The sequence below is a fragment of the Mucilaginibacter pankratovii genome (assembly GCF_014773265.1).
GTDB lineage: Bacteria > Bacteroidota > Bacteroidia > Sphingobacteriales > Sphingobacteriaceae > Mucilaginibacter > Mucilaginibacter pankratovii.
The window spans coordinates 35378-59739 of record NZ_JACWMY010000019.1; the positions used below are offsets into that span (position 1 = coordinate 35378).

Sequence of the window (24362 nt, forward strand, 5' to 3'; positions counted from 1 at the left end):
ATTTAGGGCTACTAAACCATACGCATGAAATTACTTTACACCGCATCATTTATACTGTTATTAGCATCTTGTAAACAAGCCCCAAAATTAGATCTAACCATCAAAGCAGATGGTGTTACCAATGGTACCGTGCAGTTAAAACAAGCCAGCGAACTAACCCTTAACGAACCCCTTAAAAATGGTGAGCTAACAAAAAGCACGCAATTACAGGCACCCGGTTACTACAGCCTCTGCGTAATAGATAACGAAAAGCCCATCACCTCTAAGATAGCTTATGATATTTACCTGGAAAATGGCAGCTATACCATCCAAACTAATCCGGCAAAGCCCCAGGATTATCCTGTAGTAACTACTACATCCGCAACGCAAAAAGAGCTTAATGATTACTATCAATTATTAAACAAGTATGCGGGAGCGATAGATCATCAAATAGATTCGCTTACCCGTTTCCTGCAGTCTAACGCGGCGGCGGCTTTAAACAAACAAAAACGGGCTGCCATTTATACCAGCACCCGCGCAATACAAAAACAACGCCGCGAGCTGGATTTGAAAGTATTGAAAGAATACACCGAAAAAAATCCGAAAGCCAAAATTGGCGCGCACCTTATTGTACAGGTATATTATCCCGAATACGCGGAAGCTTATAACGAACTTTTTCAAAAGCTGCCTGAGGATGTAAAGATGAGCGACGACGGTTTAAAGATCCAAAACAAATTGGGAAATATGCTGAAACAGCTCACCGGCGCAACTGCCCCGGATATTGCCGGCAATACACCCGATGGCAAACCATTCGACAAAAAGGCCATCAACAAAAAAATTATTTTGGTTGAGTTTTGGAAGCCCAGCAACGATGTTAGCCAGCTGATGCACCAGCAATTGGTAAAAGGAATTATCCTTACCCCTGCAGACAGGAAAAACTTTGGTGTGGTAACGGTATCTATAGACGAGAAGAACGATGCATGGTTAAACGCGATCAAAAACGACAATGTACCATGGCAGCAGCTAAGCGATAGCAAAGGCGATCAATCTCCAAACGTGGCCAAATGGGAAATAAAAACCGTACCGATGTATTGCCTGGTAGATAAAAACTGGAAGATGATCAAATCAAACATCCCTTTCGGCGAAATAGATACCGAGGTGCACGAGTACCTTAAGAAGAATTAACTGATAGCGATCACCTTATCTTTCAGCACGCCAAAAATATTGTCGTTCTTCATGCTGCGGATGGCCACCTTACCGGTAAATCTGCCGAACGACGGCAGTATGGCTTGGTTCTTACCGAAAGCGAAACAGGGCAACGTAACGCTTTGCCTGCCCCTGCCAACCAGGTTCACCCCCGGATGGATATGCCCGCAAAGTACGTAACCGCCTTCCGGCCTTATATTGGCGTCGGCAAGGGGATGGTGCAGCATCAGGAAGGGGCCAACGCTTAGCTCCTCCGTCAGCACAACATCCAGGTCGAGGTAATGCTTATCGTGGATGATATCGTGGTTACCTTTCACCAGGATGATCTGTAGTTTGGGGAACTGCTTGCGCCACATCACAAACCAGTCCCAATCGGCATTCAGGTCGCTGTGGAAGAGATCGCCCAGGAAGATGATCTTTTCGGGGCGATGCTCGTGTATAAGGTCTGATAACATAGCCAGATCGTCCTGCTCCATATCCCGCGGGATGGCAATGCCCGCTTTGCGGAAGTGCCCAACCTTCCCCAAATGTACATCAGCAGCTATTAAAGCCTTCTGCTGTTGCCAGTAAATGGCCTTCTGCGGCAGCAATAACAGATCCTGGTCTAAAAAATTAAAAGGGGTACCCGCACTCATCGTCATAACGGGGCAAAGATAGGGATTGATTTACTAATTTGCTTAGCAGGATGGCGGTTAAATTAGGCTACCGTCCGGGGTGTCCAATTTGTGAAATATAGACACATTGGACACCCCTGAACGCACCTGGACACCTGCCAAAATCACTTACAAAAACTTCCGAATTTTTGCATTTTTTACGGATTTATTGTACTTAAACAGCCCTTTTGCGAGCGTAATACAGGCGTTTTTTTCGAAAAAAAAGTGCCACAAAAACAAAAAACCCGGCTCATCACCGGGTTCTCCTATTTATAATCACTTAAACTATTATTTATTGTATCTCAAAAACGTTGCTGAAGCTGCCACCGTTTGGATAGTAACCGGTGATGATCAGTCGGCCGTTCTTCAGGTTGGTGATAACGTTATCCATATCATCAACACTGTTAATAGGCTGTTTGTTGATCGAGGTGATAACCGACCCAACAGGGATCTCGGTATCATCAAATATACCGCCTGCCCGTACTTGGGTTACCAAAACGCCAGAGTTTACATGGAACTTGCTTTTCTGTGCAGCGGTTAACGGCTGGAAGCTTGCGCCCAGTTTGTTAAACAATTCTGCTGCAGATTTAGAAAGCGCTGCGGATTTGGCAACCGGAGCCTCTGCTTTAAGCGTTACATCAAAGTTCTTTTCGCTGCCATTGCGCAATACAGTTATCTTGATGTTATCGCCGGGCTGTAAACGTGCTACACGCTCTTGTAAGTCTGATGATTCATAAACGGTGTTACCTTCTACCTTGGTGATGATATCGCCCGGCTGGATGCCTGCTTTCTCTGCACCGCCGCCTTCAACTAAAGAGTTTACGTAAAGGCCGTTTGTTTTGTCGGTTTTTAAACCTTGTGCGGCTTCGGGGTCACTAAGATCGGCAAAGCTGATGCCAATGTAACCGCGTTTAACCGAACCATACTTTTTAATATCGTTCAATACTTTCTTAGCTAAATTCACCGGGATAGCAAAGCCATAACCTTCATATGAGCCGGTGTGCGAAGCAATAGCCGCGTTAATACCGATCAATTCGCCGGCTGTATTTACCAATGCGCCGCCGCTGTTACCCGGGTTAATAGCAGCGTCTGTTTGTATGAACGATTCTATACCTTTTCTCAGGGTTGGCTGTTGTTGGGTAACAGGGCCAAATGGATTCTGGTTCTGCTCATCATCATCTTTACCAATAATGTTGATGCTACGGCCTTTCGCGCTCACAATACCGGCAGTAACGGTTGATGTTAATTTAAAAGGGTTACCTACGGCTAATACCCATTCGCCAACGCGTACGGCATCCGAGTTACCTAATTTTACAATCGGCAGGTTGGTAGCGTTAATTTTAATGAGGGCAAGGTCGGTATTAGGGTCGGTACCGATGACTTTCGCCTCAAACTGGCGGTGATCATTAGTAACAATGGTAATTTTCTCGGCCTTTGCCACAACGTGGTTGTTGGTTACAATATAACCATCCGGAGAGATGATCACACCCGAACCTGATGCCATCTGCGGGCCCTGAGGACGCATACGCTGGCCAAACATCTGCCCGAACATTTGCTCAAACTGATCCTGGTTACCGCTGCCTTTTGCCGCGTAAGTAGTGCGGATATAAACTACCGCAGGGGTAACCTCTGCTGCTGCCTGCGTAAAATCTGCCGCACCGGCAGATGATACCATTGGCGCGTTTGAACGGTTGCTTGCAAAATAAACTTTTTGCTTGTCTTCGAAACTCATGCCCTGGTCGTATTTGTTTTCGGCAAACTTATACACCCCTAAGGCTAAGGCACCGCCTGCAAAGGCGGTTAATAGTGTTAAACCAAACTTTTTCATATTTTTATTCAATTCTCTTTTATGTTTACGGTATTATCTACCGGTAGTCAAATTTAATACCATATAGACGATATAAACAATGATAAGTTATGTGCAATTTTGTTAAAAATTGTTAAATTAAAATTAACAAGGCCAAACATTTGTTATGCCCCGTTAGTCTTATCAAAGCAACGGCCATCTTTTAATAAATTTCACAGTGAATATAAAGTTTTATAAATACCAGGGAGCAGGCAACGATTTTATTTTGATAGACAATCGCGAAGGCATTGTAAATCAACTGAATAAAGAGACTGTTGCCAAACTTTGCGATCGCCGTTTCGGTATCGGCGGTGATGGCTTAATGCTGCTGGAAAACCTGGAAGGCTACGATTTTAAAATGGTGTACTACAATGCCGACGGCAACGAGGGCAGCATGTGCGGTAATGGCGGTCGCTGCATTGTAGCTTTTGCCAAAAATCTGGGCATCATACACGATGTGACAAATTTTCTCGCTACCGATGGCCCCCATTATGCCAAAATTTCAGAAGAAGGCAATTGGGTAAGCCTGCAGATGATAGATGTAACCGACATCAGCAAAGACGGGGACGCTTATGTACTTAACACCGGCTCGCCGCATTATGTAAAAGTGGCGTCCGACCTGGAGATAAAAGACGTTTACAACGAGGGCTACGCCATCCGCAATAACGCTACCTACAAAGCCGATGGCATCAACGTAAACTTTGCCGAAAAAAATGGCGAAGGCTATTTTGTGCGCACCTTTGAGCGTGGCGTAGAGAACGAAACCTATGCCTGCGGCACAGGCGTTACGGCAGTCGCGTTAGCCATGGCCAAACACAACAGGCAGTTCGGCACCATTAGCACACCTATAAAAGTTTTGGGCGGCAACCTCAATATCCGCTTTGATAACGATGGCGAAAAATTCAGCAATATCTTTTTAGAAGGGCCTGCGGAGTTGGTGTTTGATGGGGAGATAGAACTGTAATATTGTGCTCTTAAACATGAACAGTCATATTTTAAATAAATACGGTGTGACATTCCGCGAAGATGCCAATGGGCACAAATTGCCAGATGGTGAAAGTGTTCTTTGCTCTTATTTATATATATGGCGAGCACTGGAGGACATTAATGAATTTATTAGTGATGTTGATAAGTGTTTACAAGGGCATGCTTCATTGGTTGAAGATTTAAGTTACAGCGACTCCCATTTTGGAATTTATGGTGAGTTATCAAACGAATCTCTCGAATTACACGATGAGCACAGAACCTATTTGCTCTATATTCCTTTAGCTGATTTTAAAGAGCTTCTACTATCCTGGAAAGAGTTTTTATCGAAATAGAAATAACATTTTTTGAATTTAAGCATGAGGACAATAGAAGAACTAAATAAAAAAAGGTGCCCGTTGTTAGCATCGACGAGTCACTCGACAAGTACGATAATGTTGTATTGTTCCCCGATAAAGTTGCCAAAGCGAACGAAATGCTGCGCACAATAGGGCTGCCAAAGGATAAAGAAAAAAGCAAGCAAGAGTAGAGTTTACCCCCACTGTTAATAATTATTACAGAAATTTCTTCCACTTACACTAAATTCTCTTTACGTTTGAATTTTTTGTTGATGTAGCTTTCATTAATTTTTTATCAGAATTGATGATGTTACGCGTAGACAGCAGCAAACCTTGCCAAATAATTTATGCCATTGCCCGGCACGATTACCTGTCGTACGTGATAGAACCGCACATTGTGCAGCTAAACCCCAACGGGGAATTTTCCTTTACGCACCAGCGCCTGTTCAGCAACACGGCTGTCGAATTTAGCCACTGTATTGATGATACCGACCGCAAGCTCATCAAGATCCTGGAGGATATGGAGCAGGGGAACATCATTAAAAAATTCTATAAAAAACCAATCCGCCCCTTCGAGTACTTCGCCAAAGTGTTTAACGATCAGGTTTTCGACGTGATCCGCCCGAAAATTGAAAAGAAAATAGTGGAGGCACTAAGCTTATTAGGCAGCAACGATAAACAGCTGTACCTGATGAGCAAGGAAGGTTACCCTGCCGGGCGCAAGGTGCATATTGCCGACGAGCCCGCTTCGGTGCTCTTCCATTTCCGCAGGAACGAGGAGGAGATCCGCTACTTCCCTACTATCAAATACCAGGGCCTGCGCATCGAATTTATGTTTAAGGATGCCGAGATCATTTGCAACCATCCAGCATGGATGCTGTTAGACGATACCCTCTACTATTTCGATAAAGAGATAGAAGGCAAAAAACTGCAGCCTTTTTTAAATAAACGCTTTATCTCTATCCCAAAATCGTCGGAGCATTCCTATTTCGAAAAATTTGTTGCCCCGCTGATAGAGAAGCACAACGTTTATGCCGAAGGTTTTACCATTAATACCGAAAAGTATGATGCTACCGCTTTTCTGAAGCCCATTTACGTTGAGGGCGGAACTTCGCAGCTACAGCTATATTTTAAATATGCCGGTTATATTTTCCCATACGGGGATGGCAGGCATGTGTCCGTACGGATGGAGCGCACCGGCGATGATTACCTTTTCCACCGCATTAAGCGCTCGGTTACCTGGGAAAAAGGCAAGCTGGCACAGCTGGAAGCATTAGGCCTGCAAACAACTTCTTCGCTTTTCCAAAACTTAGAAGTGGCGCATGGCGATGATGATACCGATAGGGCCTTCCCTGTTTTTGAATGGCTTAACCACCACCACGACGAGCTGATTGAGAAAGGCTTTGAACTGGAACAACCCGACGGGCAGAAACGCTATGTATTTGGCACTACCAAAATAGACCTGGAGATCTCTGAGAATAACGACTGGTTCGATATCAACGCTGTAGTATTCTTTGGGCCCTACCGCATCCCGTTCATCCAGCTCAAGAATCATATCCTCAACCATAAAAAAGAATTTATACTACCATCGGGCGAAATAGCGGTTATTCCCGAACAATGGTTTTCGCAATATGGCAACCTGCTGCATTTTTCAGAAGGCGGCGACGGCCTCAAACTTCGCCGACACCATATTGGCCTGGTGAACGACCTGGAGGGCGAAATGGCCGAAACAGCCATGAGTCGCAAGTTGCAAAAGCTTACCAATTACGAGGAAACTGAAGATGTACCGATGCCGGTAAATTTTGCAGGCAGCCTTCGCCCCTACCAAAAGGCCGGTTACAACTGGTTCCATTTTTTAAAGGAATACCATTTTGGCGGCTGTTTGGCCGATGACATGGGTTTGGGTAAAACCATACAAACCCTGGCCCTGCTGCAAAAACACAAGGAAGATACCGAAGCGGCGGGCAGCAAAGCTACCTCGCTGGTGATCATGCCTACGTCGCTGATATATAACTGGCTTAATGAGGCCAAAAAATTTGCGCCGCAGCTAAGGCTGATGGTGCATACCGGCGCTTTCCGTTATAAATCGGCCGATGTGTTTGCCAATTATGATGTGGTTATAACTACCTACGGCATCAGCCGCATAGATATTGAGATGTTTAAGGCTTATTACTTCGATTACGTGATCTTAGATGAGAGCCAGAACATTAAAAACCCTTCTTCTAAATCGTTCCAGTCGGTAAGGCAGTTGAAATCGCGCTTTAAGCTGATATTGAGCGGTACACCGGTTGAGAATTCGGTTAACGACCTGTGGACGCAGATGAGCTTTATTAACCCTGGCTTACTGGGCGCGCAGATCTATTTCCAGAATGAATTTGTAACGCCGATAGAGAAAAAGAAGGACGAGGAAAAGGCACGCAAATTACAGGCCATCATCAAACCATTTGTACTGCGCCGCACCAAGGAACAGGTTGCAACCGAGCTGCCGCCGAAAACCGAAAACCTTTTCTACTGCCAGATGAGCGAAGAGCAGGCCGAGGTTTACGACAAGGTAAAATCGGAATATCGTAACGAGCTACTCCGCAGTATTGAGGATGGCACTTACGCCAAAACGCAGATCCAGGTATTGCAGGGGCTGATCAAACTTCGGCAAATAGCCAATCACCCGGCAATGATAGACCAGGAGTATGAAGGCGATTCGGGCAAGTTTGAGAACGTGGTACATACCCTGGCCAACGTGTTGGATGGCGGCCATAAGGTGCTGATCTTTTCGCAGTTTGTAAAACAGCTGAACATTTACCGCGAGCATTTCAACCAGAATAATATCCCTTACGTATACCTGGATGGCAGTACCCAAAACCGCGGCGATGTAGTAAAACAGTTCCAGGAAGATGCCAAAACACGGGTGTTCCTTATCTCCATAAAAGCAGGCGGCGTAGGTTTAAACCTTACCGAGGCCGATTACGTTTTTATCCTGGATCCATGGTGGAACCCGGCGGTAGAACAGCAAGCGATCGACCGTACGCACCGCATCGGGCAAACCAAAAACGTATTCATCTATAAATTTATCACTAAAGATACCGTAGAAGAAAAGATCCTGGCCCTGCAGCAGCGCAAGCTCAGCGTAGCCCGTTCGCTTATTACCACCGAGGAAAGCTTTATCAAGTCGCTTACTGCGGATGATATTAAGGAGATACTGGGGTAGTTATGGCGGTGAGGACACCGCCATAATGAAGAGGTTGCCTGGCGGCGGTGTCCTCACCGCCGCCGCCGTTAACTCCAAACAAAAACACCCGCCATTTTGTATACACATTGCCATAATCATTCGGCCCCACCCGAATAATTTGCCCGCAGGCCCATAGCTTGCTTTTGCTTTTTGTAACATTGCAGAAATTTTTAATTGTTGACAGCTACCGCTAAAAAAGTACTTTCTTATTTGCTTAAAGCCACTATACTGGTTTTGGCCTTCTATTTTATTTACCATAAGTTTTTAAAAAAGAATTCGGATCTCAGGCAATTCGAAGATCTTGTAACCCACATCAGCCGGCAGCAGGTAATTATTACTTTATCTGCGGTTGTGGTTTTAATGCTGGTCAACTGGCTGCTGGAGAGCTTTAAATGGCAATATCTATCTAAGCGTTTAGCAAACATCTCGGTATGGGAAGCCATCGAGGCTGTTTTTTGCGGATTAACCTGGGCCATCTTCACCCCCAACCGCATCGGCGAATTTGGTGGCCGGGTAATGTTTTTACCCAACCGCAAGCGCATCCATGGTGTTTTTGCTATGGCAGTCGGTGCCTTTGCGCAGAACGTAATTACCAATGTTGCCGGTGTCCTGGCTTCGCTTTGGTTTATTTATAGCTTTTTTAATTTAAATGCCTGGCTATTTTTAGGAATCGCGGTATTAGCATTTATATTCCTGGGGTTGCTGCTTGTAGTATACTTCCATATCAAATGGCTGGTTATCCTGCTCGATAAGGTCAAATTCCTCAAAAAATATCATCGCTTTTTTGATATCATGGGCCGGTACGAAGGCAAGGAACTTTTGGTAGTTATGGGCTACAGCCTGGCGCGTTTCGCAGTGTTCTCTGTTCAATATTATTTGGTTATCCACTTGTTATTGCCCAACCTGCCGCCGCTGCCAATGATGCTTACGGTAGTGGTGTTTATATTTATCCAATCGGCCCTGCCCTCGCTTGATCTGCTGGACATTGGCGTGCGTAATTACACTGCAACCTATCTTTTTACTTATATTACTAACCAACATATCGCCATAATGGCGTCGGTATCATCTATCTGGCTTATTAACCTCATTATCCCGGCCATCATGGGGTCGGTATTTGTACTTAAACTAAAATTCTTTGATCGCACATAGTATTATTTCCCTGTTTTTAACCGGCCTTTACTTGCTGGTGCTCGCTTACCTCATTAAAGGATGGGCCGCCCTAAGGCGCCCAAAAACCGAAGGCGCAAGCCATACTACAAAAGTAACCATACTTATCGCTGCCCGGGATGAGGAGGAGCGCATCCGTTACACCATCGAAGACATCATAGCGCAGGACTATCCACGCCATTTGGTGGAAGTAATTATTGTGGATGATCACTCTACCGACAGCACTGCCGATATCATTCGCAGCTATGCCGCCGACGGCATTACATTAATGCAGCTAAAGGAAGATAAACCCCTCAACTCCTATAAAAAGAAAGCCATTGCCGAAGCCATTGCCCGCTCCACCGGCGACCTGATGGTAGCAACTGATGCCGACTGCCGCATGGGCAAAAGCTGGCTTAGCTCCAGTGTAAGCTATTACGAAACGCATAACCCGGTGATGATCTCCTCGCCGGTTACCTATTTTGAGGAGAAGACCTTATTTGAATTGCTGCAAACGCTGGAATTCTCTTACCTGATTGGCATCGGCGCGGCCTTTATTGGCAACGGCAGGGCATCTACCTGTAATGGCGCCAACCTGGCCTACCGTAAAGATGTTTTTTACGAGGTAGGCGGCTTTAAAGGCATAGATGATCTTGCATCGGGCGATGATGAACTGCTGCTGCAAAAAGTTGCCGTTAAATATCCAAACCGCATCGGCTTTTTAAAGAACCGCGAAGCCATCGTATATACGCATGCCAAGCATACCCTGCAGGAGTTTTTACAGCAGCGCCGCCGCTGGGCATCAAAGTCTACCAAATACAAGGATAAATGGATAGTGGCGCTGGCGGTATGTATCTGGCTGTTCAACCTGTCGCTGCTGGTGAATGCCGCACTGGGCTTTTATGATACTTTCTTCCTCAAGCTCTTCCTGGTTCAGTTTCTTTTGAAATATATTTTCGAGTTGGCTTTTTTGCTGCCGATAGCCTCTTTTTTCAAGCGTATCAAATTGGTGGGCTTGCTTATCATCCTCATTCCCATACACATTGTGTACTTTGTTTACGTTGGGCTTATCGGCAATACCCGCAAATACTCGTGGAAGGGGCGCACCGTGCGCTAAATTCTTAAAACTTAACAGTAGAAAAAGCAAACAAATCCTGTTTAGATGGAATTATTCATTATTTTAGGCTGCCTATTATAATAATGCAAAACAACCAGGATAGTTCAGGCGAAGACGAACTGATCAGGCTGCTGTTAAAACGGCAGTCGGAGTTGAATGCTTTGCTGGAAATTACGCGGGCCATCAACAAAAACGAATCTACCTCTAACCTGATACAAATGCTGGAGGTGATACTGCAGCACTACCTGCAAATTGGAAAATTCCGTTTTCTAATCGCTAAAGACAAAGTTTACAGTTGCATCTCCAAATACGGCGGTGAGATAGAACCGGCACCTGTTTTAAATGCCACATGGGCGCATCTTAGTAAAATAAAATCGCCGGTTGCGCTAAGGGGCCATACCGACCCTGTACTGAGCGCTTACGATTATTATATCCCAATTTATCATAAAAATAAGGCTCTTGCGTATGCGCTTATAGGGCAGTTCCCTACTTCGGGCGAAATGCTGAACAACGATCTTACGTTTATTCAAACGCTTATTAACGTTATCGTAGTAGCGCTGGAGAATAAAAAACTTTTCCGCGAACGCCTGCAGGCCGAACGTTTTCAGCGCGAAATGGAACTGGCTGTTGAAGTGCAGAATATGCTGATCCCGCTACGGGTGTATAAAGAAGTGGGTGTAGAGGTTGGGGCAAAATATCTTCCGCACCAAAATATCGGCGGTGATTATTTTGATTTCTTCCGGCTGAACGCGAACGAATTTTTATGGTGCATTGCCGATGTATCCGGCAAGGGAATTTCCGCAGCCCTGCTAATGGCCAATTTCCAGGCGAGTTTGCAGGGACTGGCGGCTATTGAAGACGACCTGACCACCATAGTAGAGCGATTGAACAAGCTGGTTATCCACAATACCAAAGGCGAACGGTTTATCACCCTGTTTTTGGCGCGCTTTAACCAGCAAACCCGCAAGCTTAACTACATCAATGCCGGGCACAACCCCACTATTTTATATTGCGATGGTGAGGCGTTCCCGCTAAAATTGGGAACTACCATGATAGGTGCCTTTGATGAGCTGCCGTTTTTAAACGAAGGCGAAATAGATATCGAGCCCAACACGCTTTTCTTTAACTATACCGACGGACTGATGGATCACGAGCTGCAGAACTACAAAAACTGGAGCGAAGAAAAGTTACTGGAATTCGTAATAGCCAACGGCGACATGACGCCCGACGATCTTAACGAAGCGGTGCTGACCCATATTAACACCGTTGTAAAGGGCAAGCCAATTGATGATGTTACCTTGCTGACGGTGAGGGTATCGTAGTAAAAACCATGTCATTGCTGCGAAGCGCGGCAACCTCATAGGATGTTCCACATTGCACAGCTGTGATGCAATGTGGATTTGCACGTTTGCTCGTCCTCTGAGGTTGCCACGTCGCTATCGCTCCTCGCAATGACAAAGCGGAAAAAAGGTTACCCAAACAACAACCCAAACACCTCCTCAATCCTACCCACTACTTTTACATCAATAGTATAACGCGATAGGTCCAGCCGGTTTTTGTCTTTTGCGCCGGAGGGCATGTTGTATTTGGAAATGAAGATCTGCTCGAAGCCCAGCTTCTGCGCTTCGGCAATGCGTTGCTCCACACGGTTTACGGCGCGAATCTCCCCCGATAAACCTATCTCGCCTGCAAAACAGGTTTTAGCCGGGATGGGGATATCCTCGTGCGAGGATATTATGGCCGCGGCAAGGCCTAGGTCTATAGCCGGGTCTTCCACCCGGATGCCACCGGTAATGTTCAGGAACACATCCTTTGCGCCAAGGCGGAAACCGCAGCGTTTCTCCAGCACGGCCAGCAGCATACTCATGCGTTTGGTATCAAAGCCTGTTGCGGTACGCTGTGGCGTACCGTAAGGTGATGTGCTTACCAGCGCCTGGGTTTCTATCAACATGGGGCGCATACCCTCCAAGGTGGCAGATATGGTAATGCCGCTCAGCGGCTCATCGCGTTGCGATAATAATATTTCGGATGGATTGGACACCTCGCGAAGTCCTTCGCCCAGCATTTCGTAAATGCCCAGCTCGGATGCCGAGCCGAAACGGTTTTTGATAGTGCGCAGTATGCGGTACACGTGGTGGCGGTCGCCCTCGAACTGCAAAACGGTATCAACCATGTGCTCCAGGATCTTGGGGCCGGCAATCATCCCGTCCTTGGTGATGTGGCCTATCAAAAACACCGGCGTGGAGGTTTCCTTGGCAAAGCGAAGCAACTCCGCAGTACACTCCCGCACCTGGGATACACTGCCCGGGGTAGATTCTACATGGGCCGAGTGCAGCGTTTGGATCGAATCGATCACCACCAGGTCCGGCTGTAAGTCTTCTATTTGTTTAAATATATTTTGGGTAGAGGTTTCCGTCAATATATAACAGTCCGTGCCCGCTGCCGACTGCCCACTGCCAACCGCCGTAAGCCTTTCCGCCCGCATTTTTATCTGGTGGTCGCTTTCCTCGCCGGATACGTAGAGCACTTTGATGCCCGGCATGTTCAGCGCCAGCTGTAGCATCAGGGTAGATTTACCTATGCCCGGCTCGCCGCCAATTAACACCAACGAACCTGCCACAATCCCGCCGCCTAATACCCGGTTAAATTCCTTGTCGGGCGTAAGCAGGCGGTGTTCTTCCTTAAAAGTAATATCCGCAACCTGCACGGGTTTATTGGCCCGTACGGATGATGCGGGGCTGGCTTTCCAGGCGGGTACCGATGAATTGGCTTTTTCCAAAACCTCCTCCACCATGGTATTCCATGATTGGCAGGCGGGGCATTTACCCAGCCACTTAGGCGATTCGTAGCCACAGCTCTGGCAGAAATATGCGATCTTAGTTTTAGCCAATTCGATTTAAGATTTTAGAATTACGATTTACGAATGTAATTGCCAATAAAATTAGCAATTTATTGGCAATTACTCAAATTAATTTCAGCTTGTTCGCGTTCGACATGGGGCGCGAACAGCCCGAACAAGCCCGAACAAAATATTTACCTGGTAATTATCGCCAATAACAAGCAAATCGAAAACCGCGGCGATTTTGGGGAGAACATCTTTAAACAATTCAAAAGCATTTACCCAATAAGAGCCGGGGCTTAAGAAATATCTGCTCTTATTATTATCAGTTGGTTGGTTGTTTATAGTCCGCAAGGTCCTCTATCGAGTTTAGGTTAACCCATAAATTCTGCTTCAGACAAAAATTGCATAACCCATAAAGCGTTCCTATGGAACGCAGCCATATCGATTAATTTTTTTCTACCCATAAGGTATCCCGAAGGGATACTCATTGCTTTCTTCGTCCCTTCGGGACGACTCATGGGTAGAAATAAGCGCCACCCCATTTTACGTTCCATAGGAACGTTTTATAGATAACCACAGTGCTAAGCATCCTGTTTTAAGAACGGTATTTTGTGGGTTAACCTAAACTCGATAGAGGACCCTGCGGGGACAGGAAAGGGCTATGCCTGTGTATTCGCCGTAGCAATTAGAGATGCAATTAAAGCGCCGTAAAACTTCTCAGTTAGCGATGTTAAAGCAACGCTTTTCTTTGTATCTGAAGGCTTCACTTGCCATAAGTCTTCGTCGGGAGAAATAAAAGCGATAAGAGTTGCGTAAAGCACTTGTCTTTTCTGTAGCAAAGAAGCGTCATTTTCTATTAGCCCGCTTTTAGCAAATATCGTTTGGGGTTCCGGGCTGTTGAGGACATTAAAAGCAATACTAAAAATATCAGCCCATTGTAAGAAATCATTATCGGAGGCAAACGAGATGCTTTTTTGTAGCACATCATGTAATCGGTTTCTAGCTTTTTGCAAGCTCACCTTTTCATCTATTGTATCTTCAAATCTATATGCGAGATAATATCTCACGTTCCAATTTTCGCCTCCTAATGATTCTTTTTGTTTGAACCACCTGCAAAACCAAAAATTTGAATACTTATCATAAACAGCTTCAATGTATAAACTGCCTTTTAAGGAATTTGGCGTTCGGCTGTCTTTAAGTTTCGGCGAGGTTGGCAACCGATAATGTAATGATAGTTTTAAACAACCATCTTTCTCTAAATATCTAAACCACTTAACTGGATTTGCAGCCACAATATCTCCATCGAGGCCTACTCTGTTAACGTAGTTTCTAAGCAGTATATAACCAACCGTTTCGCAATTTTCAAAAACGTTGCTATCAAGATAATCCCGGGGGATGTTACCGTTTTTTATGTAATTATTGTAATTACATATCAACGAGATAAGTTGTGCTGTGTGAAGGCTCATTGGTGCGTAAATTTAATATTTACATCGTACCCTCGTAAATCAATTTAACCAAAAAGAGCAGATGCTTTTTCAAACATCTGCTCTTTTCTTATCTGCATATCTGCACATTTAAAATCTGCACATCAGGTTACAATTTTATTTCCTCGTCTTTAGAAGAGAAGAAGTGGAACTCGGTAATCTGGTAAGCAGGGTTGCTTTTTACCTTTATCCACTGGTTGTATTTAAAGTACCATTTCATCTGGCGGTTAAAGATGCCTTTTTTGATGAATGCCTCAATGTACGGGTGTACAACAAGCGTAATATTTTTCTCGTTCTGCTCTTCCAGTATGAAATTGAAGTTGTTCTCAATATCATCGAGCAGCAACACGGTTGGGCGAATGGTGCCGGTACCATGACAAGCAGGGCAAACCTCGCTGGTAACAATGTTCATCTCTGGCCTTACACGCTGGCGGGTGATCTGTATCAACCCAAACTTGCTTGGCGGCAAAATGGTGTGCTTTGCACGGTCGTCGGCCATTTGGGCCTTCAGGTAATCAAATAGCTCTTTACGGTTGGTTGGCTTGTGCATGTCAATAAAATCGACAACCACTATACCACCCATATCGCGCAGGCGCAGTTGGCGGGCAATTTCTTTAGCCGCTTCCTTGTTTACCTGGTAAGCGTTCTCTTCCTGGTTCTCTTTATTGGCTGTACGGTTCCCGCTGTTCACGTCAATAACGTGTAAAGCTTCGGTATGCTCAATAACCAGGTAAGCGCCACCGGCAAGGTTAACGGTTTTACCAAATGCCCCTTTTATCTGCTTATCAATACCATGATGCTCAAACAAAGGCTCTTTATGCTTGTGCAGGCGTACGATGCCTTCCATCTCCGGAGAGATCTCATGGATGTAAGATCTTACATCGTCGTACATACTCTGCTCATTCACATGAATGTGATGAAAGTCCGGGCTCAAAATATCCCTCAGGATAGTTGATGTTCTGCCGATCTCCCCCAAAACCTTCCTGGATGGTTCGGTACCGTGGAGCTTGGTTACAAAGGTTTCCCATTTGGATATTAAGTCCAGCAGGTCTTTTTGCAACTCGTCCACACCCTTCCCTTCAGATACGGTGCGTATAATTACGCCGAAATGTTTTGGTTTGATACTCTCAACAACTTTACGCAGGCGGTTACGCTCTGTATTACTCTTTATCTTTTTTGAGATGGATATCACCTCAGAAAAAGGCACCAATACAACATAGCGGCCCGCAATAGACAGATCGCTGCTTAGCCTTGGGCCCTTTGTTGAGATGGGCTCCTTAGCAATTTGTACAGGCACAAGCACTCCTTTAGCCAAAACATCAGAGATCTTGCCTCCTTTGTTTATGTCTGCTTCCAGCTTAAAGTTATCTAAAAGCTTTGATTGGTATCCCCCGCTACGTACTTGTTTGGTAAGCTTAAGCAGGCTTTGTACCTGCGGCCCCAAATCAAGATAATGCAAAAAGGCATCCTTCTCGTATCCTACATCCACAAAAGCAGCATTCAGGCTCGGCATAATTTTTTTAATGCGGCCTAAATACAGATCTCCAACAGTATAATTGTTAGTGATTTGCTCTTTATGGAGCTCTACAAGTTGTTTATCCTGTAATAATGCAATAGTAGCCCCGTTGGGGGATGAATCGATAATTAATTCTTTTATCAATTGCTACTCCATTTCTTAAAACGGCACCGTAAGGCGCCGCCGGGTGGAAAAAAAACTAAACATAAATAGTCCCGCATACCTGCGGGACTTAAGCTATTTACAATAGCCTATTTTTTCTTATGTCTGTTTTTTCTTAAACGCTTTTTGCGTTTGTGGGTAGCCATTTTATGTCTCTTACGTTTTTTACCGCTTGGCATGATAATAATTTTTAAGTGTGGTTATTTTTTTAATTCCTTTATAAATTCATCTATCCGGCTACTCTCTGCAGGGTCGCCTATTAGTTGCTTGCATTTTTCATAAGCTGCAATCGCTTCTTGTTTTTGGCCCAGTTGCTTATAACTTTCGGCCAGGTAAAAGTAGGGCTCAAGCTCTTCTTTTATGGCTATCATGGTTTTAAACCTGCCAACCGCTTTATCGTACTGGCCGCTCTTCATGGCAAACATGCCTAAATTGAGCAATGCCGAGTGATTTTTCGGGTCCTGCTTTACTACTTCAAGCAATAAGGCAATTCCCTGCATTGGCATACCGCCACCGTTTACATAGGCAACGCCTAACCCGGTTTTGGCCTCCAGATCTGCCGGCTTTAGCTTAGTAGCATTTAAAAACGCTTCCGATGCTTTGGCGCTCAGGGCAACCTGCTCGTTAGCATCCTGCGAACGTTTGGTGGCTTCGTTAAAACGGTTACCTGCATTTACCCAGTCATCAAACGCATTTGTTTGCTGCGCTATCTCCTGGTAATAAAACGCTGCCGGGGCCGGCTGTACAGCTGCATCCCATAAAGCCGCCAAACTACGCTGAACCGATGGCTTTGCAGCAAACGACGCCGTTTTTAGCTGGCTTTCCAATGCTTCAATCTGCTTTAACTGTTCTGCATCCAAACTTTGCTTTGCCAGTGCCGATACCGAAGCTTCGGATAATTCAGCAGCTGGTTTTGCATTGGCATCAACAGCAGTAGTAGCGGGCTTGGCAGCAACCTCTTTAGATTTTACCAAACCTTTAACAGGTTGCAGATACAAATAGCCCATAGTAACAATTACTATTGCACAAACGGCTATCTGTTTTTTATTCATTGCTTATTATTTGCTTGCTTTAGCAGTGGGTTTGTTACCTGTACGTACTTTCTCTACAAAAGTTTTAGCTGGTTTAAAGCTTGGTACAAAATGCTCGGGGATAATAATGGCAGTATTTTTTGAAATGTTACGCGCGGTTTTTTTAGCTCTCTTTTTAACTACAAAACTTCCGAATCCTCTTACGTAAACGTTCTCGCCACCTACCATTGAGCTTTTCACTACTTTGAAAAACGCTTCAACGGTTTCCTGCACGTCAACTTTCTCGATACCTGTTTTAGAAGAGATTTCAGCTATAATTTCTGCCTTGGTCATATCCTGTTTTCTTTATTTAAAATGTATAAATACTTAACTGTTTTGGGGTTGCAAAAGTATCGCTTTAAAATTAAAGATTAAAATAATTAACACATTTTTTTTGTAGAGTGCCAAAAACAGCATTTACAGGCTTAAATTATGATACTGAGATGGATAAAGTATCTTTGCATTTGATGAGTATTTGGGGAGAACTGATAAGCTGGTATGAGGGAAATAAGCGCGACTTACCCTGGCGCAACACCACCGATGCTTATATTATATGGCTATCAGAAATTATACTGCAGCAAACCCGCGTAGAGCAGGGAATGCCTTATTTTTACCGCTTTGCAGAAAAATATCCAACCGTTACGCACTTTGCGGCAGCGCCCGAAGATGATATTTTAAAATTATGGCAGGGCCTGGGTTACTATTCGCGGGGGCGCAACATGCTCAAAACAGCGCAGCTGGTACAGCAGTTATATGGCGGCCAGTTTCCTACCTCCTACGAGCAGCTTATAAAGCTAAAAGGAATAGGCGAATATACCGCCGCCGCCATATCATCTTTCTCGGCAAACGAAGTGCGGGCCGTAGTTGATGGCAATGTTTACCGTGTGCTGGCCCGTTATTTTGGTATTGATGAACCTATAAATTCGCCAAAAGGCAAAAAAATATTTCAGCAACTGGCAGATGAGGTGATGGATAAACAACGCCCGGCATTGCACAACCAGGCCATGATGGAATTTGGCGCGATGCTTTGCAAGCCAAAAAACCCGGCCTGCGGCATTTGCCCGGTACATTTAGGATGCGCTGCATTTAAAACAAACGCCACCACATATTTGCCGGTAAAACTTAAAACGGTAAAAATCCGGAAACGATATTTTAACTATTTGTTAATAATGGACGGCGAAATGTTGCTTATGAACAAGCGCGGCGAAAGTGATATATGGGCCAATATGTACGACCTGCCATTGATAGAAACCGAAGCCTTAATTGAGCCGGCACAACTATTTCAGCGCCATAACGTAAAAGAAATTCTTGGAAGCAATATGGCTATTAAGGATACTTCGGAAGTAATAAAACACGTACTTACACACCAGCATCTGTTTATTCAATTCATTATTTTAGAGGGGCAACCCGAAAATTTACAGCCCAACTGGTTTTACACTGCACTTGATAATTTAGAGAATTTAGCTATGCCGCAGCGAATTTTTATATTTATAAAAAAATTTTTTAATTTCTAAATAATTCTCCGTTAATTTATGGCATGTCTGGAATTAATAAAGTAATACTTGTTGGTCATTTAGGAAAGGACCCGGAGGTAAGGCATTTGGAGGGTGGCGTGGCCGTAGCCAGCTTTCCGTTAGCTACCTCAGAAACGTTTAACAAAGACGGCCGCAAAGTAGAACAAACCGAATGGCACAATATTGTAATGTGGCGCGGGCTGGCAGATGTAGCCGCTAAATTTTTACAGAAGGGGAAATTAGTTTACATTGAAGGCAAATTACGCACCCGTTCTTTCGAGGATAAAGAAGGTATCAAGAAATACACTACCGAGATAGTTGCCGAAAACTTTACCATGCTTGGCCGCAAAACAGATTTTGAGAATGGCGATAACCAGCCACGCAACGGCGTGAAACCAAATAACGATAATGAAGGCATCCGCATCAGCGATGCCGACGATCTCCCTTTTTAACCTAATTTTAATTTAAATTACAAAAGCCTCCGGTATTCATCGGAGGCTTTTGGTTTATACAAGAAACCGGCAAGCTATTTACACCCCGGCGTTGTCTGCGGGGAAGTTGAGGTAAAAGGTTGTGCCTACGCCGATGTTTGTTTCGAACCATATTTTTCCGCTGGCGTTTTCGATGGAATTTTTTACGAATGCAAGCCCCAGGCCAGTCCCCGAACTTTTAGTAGTAAAATTTGGCTCGAAAATTTTATCGCGCATGTTCTCGGGGATCCCGTTACCATTATCTTTTATGGTTAGCAGCACATTTTTGCTGGTTATCAAAAAGTTTATCTCTATGAGGCAGTCGCGTTCGGGCGGGGTAGCTTCTATGGCGTTTTTAAGCAGGTTGTTAAAGCAGCGCAGAAGCTGGTCGCGGTCGGCGGCTACAAAGAACGGCGTAGTGGGCGGCATCATCAAAATTTGCACGTTATCCATCTGTTTAAAAATAATAACGGCCTGCCCCAGCATCTCAAACAAATTAATGCTTTCTATACGGGTATCGGGCATTTTGGCGAAGGCCGAAAACTCTGAGGCGATGTTAGAGAGGCTTTCTATCTGCTCTACAAAGGATTTACTAAAGCGCTCAAACTTCTGGTCAAACTTGGGGTCCTTATCCTTCCACGATTTATCCAGCAGCTGCAAACCCAGCTTTAAAGGCGTAAGCGGGTTCTTAATTTCGTGCGCTACCTGCTTAGCCATTTCGCGCCAGGCGGTCTCCCTTTCAGATTGTGCCAGTTTATGCGCGCTGTTCTCCAGCGCCGCTATCATGTTATTATATTCTTTTACCAGGGCGCCTATCTCATCATCGCGCTCCCATTTAATAGGTTCGTTCTTTTTGCCGTAGATGGTTTTACTCAGGTTATACTGGATAAAGTTTAGCGGCGCGGTTATTTGCCTTGCAATAATAACCGCAAACAGGCCTATAGCTATAAATACCAGCGCATAAACGTTTATCATAATATTTAGCAAAGAGCCGATGCGCTCGGTATAATCAGCCTCGTTGGCAAAGTATGGCAACTGCAAGTAGGCAATTATCTCGTGTTTAGAGTTTCTTAATGGCGCGTAAGCCGCCTTATAGGTAAGTTTTGAGATGCGTTCCTCGTTTACAAACTCCGATTTTTGTTCATCATTTAAGGCAATGAATGCCCTCCCGTTCATGCGGGGAGCAATCAGGCCATAATCGTAAATTTTGGGCTGGGTAGATATCAGGCGAACGCCGTTAAGATCGTAAAGGGTTAAATCGGTTGTATAATTATCCGCAAGTTTATCAAAGGCAACCCGGCCTTCTTCGGTGATGCTACCTACGTACTCGTTTATCGGCCCGTCCTCCAAAATGCTTGCTATCTGCATAATTTTGGCCCTGATATTTTTATCCTGCTGGCTTTGGTATTGCGTACTTATAGATACAAAGGTGATTATCCCCACCAACACCAGTGTTATAACCACCGCAAATATCATAGAGAACTGGATGCGGGTTTTATAGAGGACCCTGTCGAAATTGATTTTAACGTTCCAGTTGATACGGTTGTTGTTGATATTGAAGATCTTAACCTTTATCCACAGCAGCCTTATCAGTAAAATTAACGAGGCAAATGCCAGTATCACCACAAAAAAGAAAGTTAAAGCGGTTACAATAGCCGCTACGGCGTTTTCCTCCTTAGTTACTACAATAAGGTTGCGGTTGGTTGGCTTATACAATAAGTGGCTATATTTGGTAAACCTGTCAAACCAGCCTATCCGGCTGCCGGTATTTACCTGCGTGGTATACTTTTTTAGCTCACCTTTAAACTCTTTATTATTTACGCTATACACATAATTGCCGCTTTGGCCTATCAGCATATCATCGGCATAAAAAGCATAGGAGTAATCTTTAAACTCCTCCTCTGGCTTGTCGCTCTTATCAATAAGCAGTTCGGGAAAGGTACCGGTTGCCAATAGCGGCCGGGCCTTCAGTTCTATTACAATGGTACCAAGCGTGCTCTCGCCATCTATAACCGGCAATATGGCAAAGTAGCTTTGAAAACCAAACGACTCGTTTTCGCGATAAAAGTAGCTGGAAACCTTAAACGAGCTGTACTGCACCATATCTGTAAATATCTCTAAAGGATACTCAGCGTCATCGGCAGATAATGGCTTGTTGTTTAGATCAAACTCGTGTATTTTAAAATCGTATTTAGAGAGGTACCTGTCAAAGTAAAGCTTTTGCAGGCGCGTAGACAGATAATCGTTGGCGTGCGTGCCACTTTTAAAGTATTGAATAATTGCCTTTTCCTTAATGATATCCTTCTCTATCTTTTTAAATAAGGTATCCGCGGTTACGTCATCCGGCAATTCCAGGCGCTGTATCAGCACCCGGCGGGTTGATTGCTCTTTTGCCCCTTCAAAACGGTAAAGTTTTACGGATGAAATAAGCGCGCATATTAAAACGATGAGCAGGAACGACCCGGCGGTGAACTTCCTTCCATCGTACAAAAAACTATACCCACGTGATAACACCAATATTGCCCAAAACAGGTAAAACAGGCTAAACTCCACATACCAGGTTACCAATGCTGTTGTGATGATAATGCCTACCCCAAATATTAAAGCCTGCCTGGCAATGGGGATGTTAAGCTTAAAGCAAACTGTTAAAATAACATCTGTAAGTAATACAAACATTAAAAAGCTAAAGCAGAGCATTAAAACCCCAATAAGGCTATACACCGACAGGTTAAGCACGTTGTTTACATCAAAGCTGATCTTGGAGTTGACCACCAGCCCATAAAACAGGTGCAGTAAACTGGTTGATGTTGCAATCAGCGTAACAAAGCACAAAGCATATATAAGGTAGCTGAGCGCTTTGCCCGGCATATGTATTATTAATTTACTGCGCAGGGTATATAAATATGCCACAAACCAGCACATAGCCAGGATATTGATGCAAAAATCGCCCAGGGAGGGGTAAACATAGCTGGAGCCATACAGCTGCGGACTGAAAAGCTTTAGCGGCTGGGTAAAGTTTGGCCAGCCATAATGCAAATTAACAAACCTGAATGCTACGATAAAGGTGGCCAATACCAGTAACGACAGGTAAACCATGCCCCTGTTGGCCAGGTAGGTTACCATAACGTGTACAAAAACAAAAAGGCTAAGCATAGCCAGTATCCATACCGATAGCTCGAAATAAAAGAACCGGTTGTTAACCCCGCCATTTACCAGTTTTACCGAAAACAGGTAGGTGTTTTTAAGATCGTGTACAGCGTAAACGCCTTTATCGGTAAAGTCGGCTATATCTATGTTGGTATCGTCGGTAAGATCGGTAGCGAAAGTGTTTTGGAGATACTTATTCTGGAACTCGTAGGCGTTTTTTACAGGAATAAAAAACAGCGCGGAGAAACTGCCTTCCGATCTTTTAATAACCTCGTAATACCCATTATCCGACCGGATGAATGAGCAGCCCTCTTTTATTCGGGCTGCATTATCCGGCACTATTTTGGCCCCGCTCCAAAAATCAACCCGCCCGTTTTTTAAGGTAACAAGCCAGATATTTCTTTTAAGGGTGTGGTCGTTTATAAAAGCAAGCGCCTCGGTATGCTTTAACGGGAAGCCCTTTATTTGGCTAAAGGCTTCCTTATCGTTTAGTATATCATAAACATCGCCCTCCTTTTTATGGAGATTATCTTCTAATAGCCGGGCTGTTTGCGCTAAATTATTTGCAGGCGAATAAGTATTCTCAACAATTATTGCTGTAATTAATAAACTGGCGAACAGGAGCGCCAATAGTGCACGTATTTTTCCGGCGGTAGTCAAATGTTTTTAAAGCTAATTAAATCGTCACACAAACAAAACTACACAAGGGGCAATTAGTTTCGTTTGTAACTTTTATAATGCAGCAGCCGCCGTGGGCACATTCTTATCCACTTTTTTTACAAGCCCCTGCAGCACTTTACCCGGGCCAACTTCGGTAAATGATGTTGCACCATCGCGCAGCATTTGCTCCACGGTTTGTGTCCAACGCACCGGGCCGGTTAGCTGGGCTATCAGGTTTTGTTTTATCTCTTCCACATCGGTGTGCGGTTTGGCATCAATGTTTTGATATACCGGGCAAACCGGCTGTTTAAATTCGGTTTGTAAAATGGCGTCCTGCAGTTCAACCCTTGCTGCTTCCATCAATGGCGAGTGGAACGCGCCACCCACGTTTAATTTAAGCGCTCGTTTAGCACCGGCGGCCAGCATTTTTTCGCAGGCAGCATCAATACCGGCAATGCTGCCAGATATTACCAGTTGCCCCGGGCAGTTATAGTTAGCTGGTACTACCACATCGCTCACCTGGTGGCAAATATCCTCAACCGTAAAATCGTCCAAAGCCAAAATAGCAGCCATGGTACCGGGTTGTATCTCGCAGGCTTTTTGCATTGCATTTGCGCGGGCCGCAACCAAACGCAAACCATCTTCAAAAGACAAAGCACCTGTTGCAACCAGGCTGGAGAATTCGCCAAGGGAATGACCGGCCACCATCTCTGGCTCAAAATCGCTCATCACTTTGGCCATAATAACCGAGTGCAGAAAAATAGCGGGCTGGGTTACGTTTGTTTGTTTCAGGTCTTCCTCGGTACCATCAAACATTACATCGGTAATGCGGAAACCCAAAATCTCGTTTGCCTTTTCAAACAGCTCTTTTGCCTGCTCGCTTTGCTCGTAAAGGTCTTTACCCATACCCGGGAATTGGGCGCCCTGCCCAGGGAAAATGTATGCTTTCATTGTTGGTTTATTGGTTCATTAGTTCAGTGGTTCATTAGTACATGGCTCATT

At 44.7% G+C, this 24362-nt stretch carries 19 protein-coding genes; 10 read left to right on the forward strand and 9 right to left on the reverse strand.

Translation table 11 applies throughout. The features are described from left to right. The first annotated feature begins 24 nt into the window (after positions 1-24). A complete protein-coding gene (locus IDJ77_RS26340; protein WP_191191991.1) occupies positions 25-1164 on the forward strand; it encodes a TlpA family protein disulfide reductase in 1140 nt (379 codons plus the stop codon). Here IDJ77_RS26340 and pdeM read toward each other — a convergent pair. Then, entirely contained in the window at positions 1161-1826 is a 666-nt protein-coding gene (gene pdeM / locus IDJ77_RS26345; RefSeq protein ID WP_224751246.1) for a ligase-associated DNA damage response endonuclease PdeM, read from the reverse strand. The two genes, IDJ77_RS26340 and pdeM, sit on opposite strands and share 4 nt — an antisense overlap. 304 nt (positions 1827-2130) lie before the next feature. After that, positions 2131-3666 carry a Do family serine endopeptidase gene (locus tag IDJ77_RS26350; protein WP_191191992.1) on the reverse strand — a complete coding sequence of 512 codons (1536 nt, stop codon included), beginning with the start codon at positions 3664-3666 and terminating at the stop codon, positions 2131-2133. 196 nt (positions 3667-3862) lie between these two features. Here IDJ77_RS26350 and dapF point away from each other — a divergent pair, with 196 nt between their 5' ends. The 7 genes from dapF to IDJ77_RS26385 all read left to right on the forward strand — a co-directional run bounded on the left by dapF (position 3863) and on the right by IDJ77_RS26385 (position 11817). Further along, positions 3863-4648, forward strand: coding sequence for a diaminopimelate epimerase (gene dapF, locus IDJ77_RS26355; protein WP_191191993.1), 786 nt, complete (start codon positions 3863-3865; stop codon positions 4646-4648). A 16-nt stretch (positions 4649-4664) separates the two neighbouring features. Then, complete coding sequence (locus IDJ77_RS26360; RefSeq protein ID WP_191191994.1) at positions 4665-5003, forward strand: hypothetical protein; 339 nt, start codon at positions 4665-4667, stop codon at positions 5001-5003. A gap of 56 nt (positions 5004-5059) precedes the next feature. Further along, positions 5060-5197, forward strand: coding sequence for a hypothetical protein (locus IDJ77_RS26365; protein ID WP_191191995.1), 138 nt, complete (start codon positions 5060-5062; stop codon positions 5195-5197). Positions 5198-5313: 116 nt separating this feature from the next. Next, entirely contained in the window at positions 5314-8211 is a 2898-nt protein-coding gene (locus tag IDJ77_RS26370) for a DEAD/DEAH box helicase (protein ID WP_191192028.1), read from the forward strand. Positions 8212-8409: 198 nt separating this feature from the next. Further along, positions 8410-9381: a lysylphosphatidylglycerol synthase domain-containing protein gene (locus IDJ77_RS26375; RefSeq protein ID WP_191191996.1), complete on the forward strand. Its 972-nt coding sequence runs from the start codon at positions 8410-8412 to the stop codon at positions 9379-9381. Continuing rightward, positions 9368-10495: a glycosyltransferase family 2 protein gene (locus tag IDJ77_RS26380; RefSeq protein ID WP_191191997.1), complete on the forward strand. Its 1128-nt coding sequence runs from the start codon at positions 9368-9370 to the stop codon at positions 10493-10495. Before IDJ77_RS26375 ends, IDJ77_RS26380 begins: the two co-directional genes overlap by 14 nt. 83 nt (positions 10496-10578) lie before the next feature. After that, the gene (locus tag IDJ77_RS26385; protein WP_191191998.1) at positions 10579-11817 is read left to right on the forward strand and encodes a PP2C family protein-serine/threonine phosphatase; all 1239 of its coding nucleotides are present in this window, start codon (positions 10579-10581) and stop codon (positions 11815-11817) included. 149 nt (positions 11818-11966) lie between these two features. Here IDJ77_RS26385 and radA read toward each other — a convergent pair whose 3' ends face one another. From radA to IDJ77_RS26410, 5 genes are all read right to left on the reverse strand, one after another. Continuing rightward, positions 11967-13385, reverse strand: coding sequence for a DNA repair protein RadA (gene radA, locus IDJ77_RS26390; RefSeq protein ID WP_191191999.1), 1419 nt, complete (start codon positions 13383-13385; stop codon positions 11967-11969). Between the two features lie 611 nt (positions 13386-13996). Next, positions 13997-14803, reverse strand: coding sequence for a hypothetical protein (locus tag IDJ77_RS26395; RefSeq protein WP_191192000.1), 807 nt, complete (start codon positions 14801-14803; stop codon positions 13997-13999). Between the two features lie 127 nt (positions 14804-14930). After that, positions 14931-16481 carry an Rne/Rng family ribonuclease gene (locus IDJ77_RS26400; protein WP_191192001.1) on the reverse strand — a complete coding sequence of 517 codons (1551 nt, stop codon included), beginning with the start codon at positions 16479-16481 and terminating at the stop codon, positions 14931-14933. A gap of 218 nt (positions 16482-16699) precedes the next feature. After that, positions 16700-17551 (reverse strand): tetratricopeptide repeat protein, encoded by an 852-nt coding sequence (locus IDJ77_RS26405; protein WP_191192002.1) that lies wholly within the window; start codon positions 17549-17551, stop codon positions 16700-16702. Between the two features lie 6 nt (positions 17552-17557). Then, positions 17558-17863 carry an HU family DNA-binding protein gene (locus IDJ77_RS26410; protein ID WP_191192003.1) on the reverse strand — a complete coding sequence of 102 codons (306 nt, stop codon included), beginning with the start codon at positions 17861-17863 and terminating at the stop codon, positions 17558-17560. A gap of 149 nt (positions 17864-18012) precedes the next feature. On the opposite strand from IDJ77_RS26410, the gene mutY reads away from it, so the two are divergent. Then, the gene (gene mutY, locus IDJ77_RS26415) at positions 18013-19083 is read left to right on the forward strand and encodes an A/G-specific adenine glycosylase (protein WP_224751247.1); all 1071 of its coding nucleotides are present in this window, start codon (positions 18013-18015) and stop codon (positions 19081-19083) included. A gap of 23 nt (positions 19084-19106) precedes the next feature. After that, positions 19107-19535 (forward strand): single-stranded DNA-binding protein, encoded by a 429-nt coding sequence (locus IDJ77_RS26420; RefSeq protein ID WP_224751248.1) that lies wholly within the window; start codon positions 19107-19109, stop codon positions 19533-19535. 78 nt (positions 19536-19613) lie between these two features. On the opposite strand, the gene IDJ77_RS26425 is transcribed toward IDJ77_RS26420, so the two are convergent. Both IDJ77_RS26425 and fabD read right to left on the reverse strand, forming a co-directional pair. Next, the gene (locus IDJ77_RS26425) at positions 19614-23360 is read right to left on the reverse strand and encodes a sensor histidine kinase (protein ID WP_191192004.1); all 3747 of its coding nucleotides are present in this window, start codon (positions 23358-23360) and stop codon (positions 19614-19616) included. 72 nt (positions 23361-23432) lie between these two features. Further along, entirely contained in the window at positions 23433-24311 is an 879-nt protein-coding gene (gene fabD, locus IDJ77_RS26430) for an ACP S-malonyltransferase (protein ID WP_191192005.1), read from the reverse strand. Positions 24312-24362: the final 51 nt, after the last annotated feature.

Excerpts from the sequence above, each read along its gene's own strand:
- IDJ77_RS26340 (WP_191191991.1), top strand. The coding sequence starts at position 25 with ATGAAATTACTTTACACCGCATCATTTATACTGTTATTAGCATCTTGT.
- pdeM (WP_224751246.1), bottom strand. The coding sequence starts at position 1,826 with ATGACGATGAGTGCGGGTACCCCTTTTAATTTTTTAGACCAGGATCTG.
- IDJ77_RS26350 (WP_191191992.1), bottom strand. The coding sequence starts at position 3,666 with ATGAAAAAGTTTGGTTTAACACTATTAACCGCCTTTGCAGGCGGTGCC.
- IDJ77_RS26360 (WP_191191994.1), top strand. The coding sequence starts at position 4,665 with ATGAACAGTCATATTTTAAATAAATACGGTGTGACATTCCGCGAAGAT.
- IDJ77_RS26370 (WP_191192028.1), top strand. The coding sequence starts at position 5,314 with ATGTTACGCGTAGACAGCAGCAAACCTTGCCAAATAATTTATGCCATT.
- IDJ77_RS26385 (WP_191191998.1), top strand. The coding sequence starts at position 10,579 with ATGCAAAACAACCAGGATAGTTCAGGCGAAGACGAACTGATCAGGCTG.
- IDJ77_RS26395 (WP_191192000.1), bottom strand. The coding sequence starts at position 14,803 with ATGAGCCTTCACACAGCACAACTTATCTCGTTGATATGTAATTACAAT.
- IDJ77_RS26405 (WP_191192002.1), bottom strand. The coding sequence starts at position 17,551 with ATGAATAAAAAACAGATAGCCGTTTGTGCAATAGTAATTGTTACTATG.
- IDJ77_RS26410 (WP_191192003.1), bottom strand. The coding sequence starts at position 17,863 with ATGACCAAGGCAGAAATTATAGCTGAAATCTCTTCTAAAACAGGTATC.
- mutY (WP_224751247.1), top strand. The coding sequence starts at position 18,013 with ATGGATAAAGTATCTTTGCATTTGATGAGTATTTGGGGAGAACTGATA.
- IDJ77_RS26420 (WP_224751248.1), top strand. The coding sequence starts at position 19,107 with ATGTCTGGAATTAATAAAGTAATACTTGTTGGTCATTTAGGAAAGGAC.
- fabD (WP_191192005.1), bottom strand. The coding sequence starts at position 24,311 with ATGAAAGCATACATTTTCCCTGGGCAGGGCGCCCAATTCCCGGGTATG.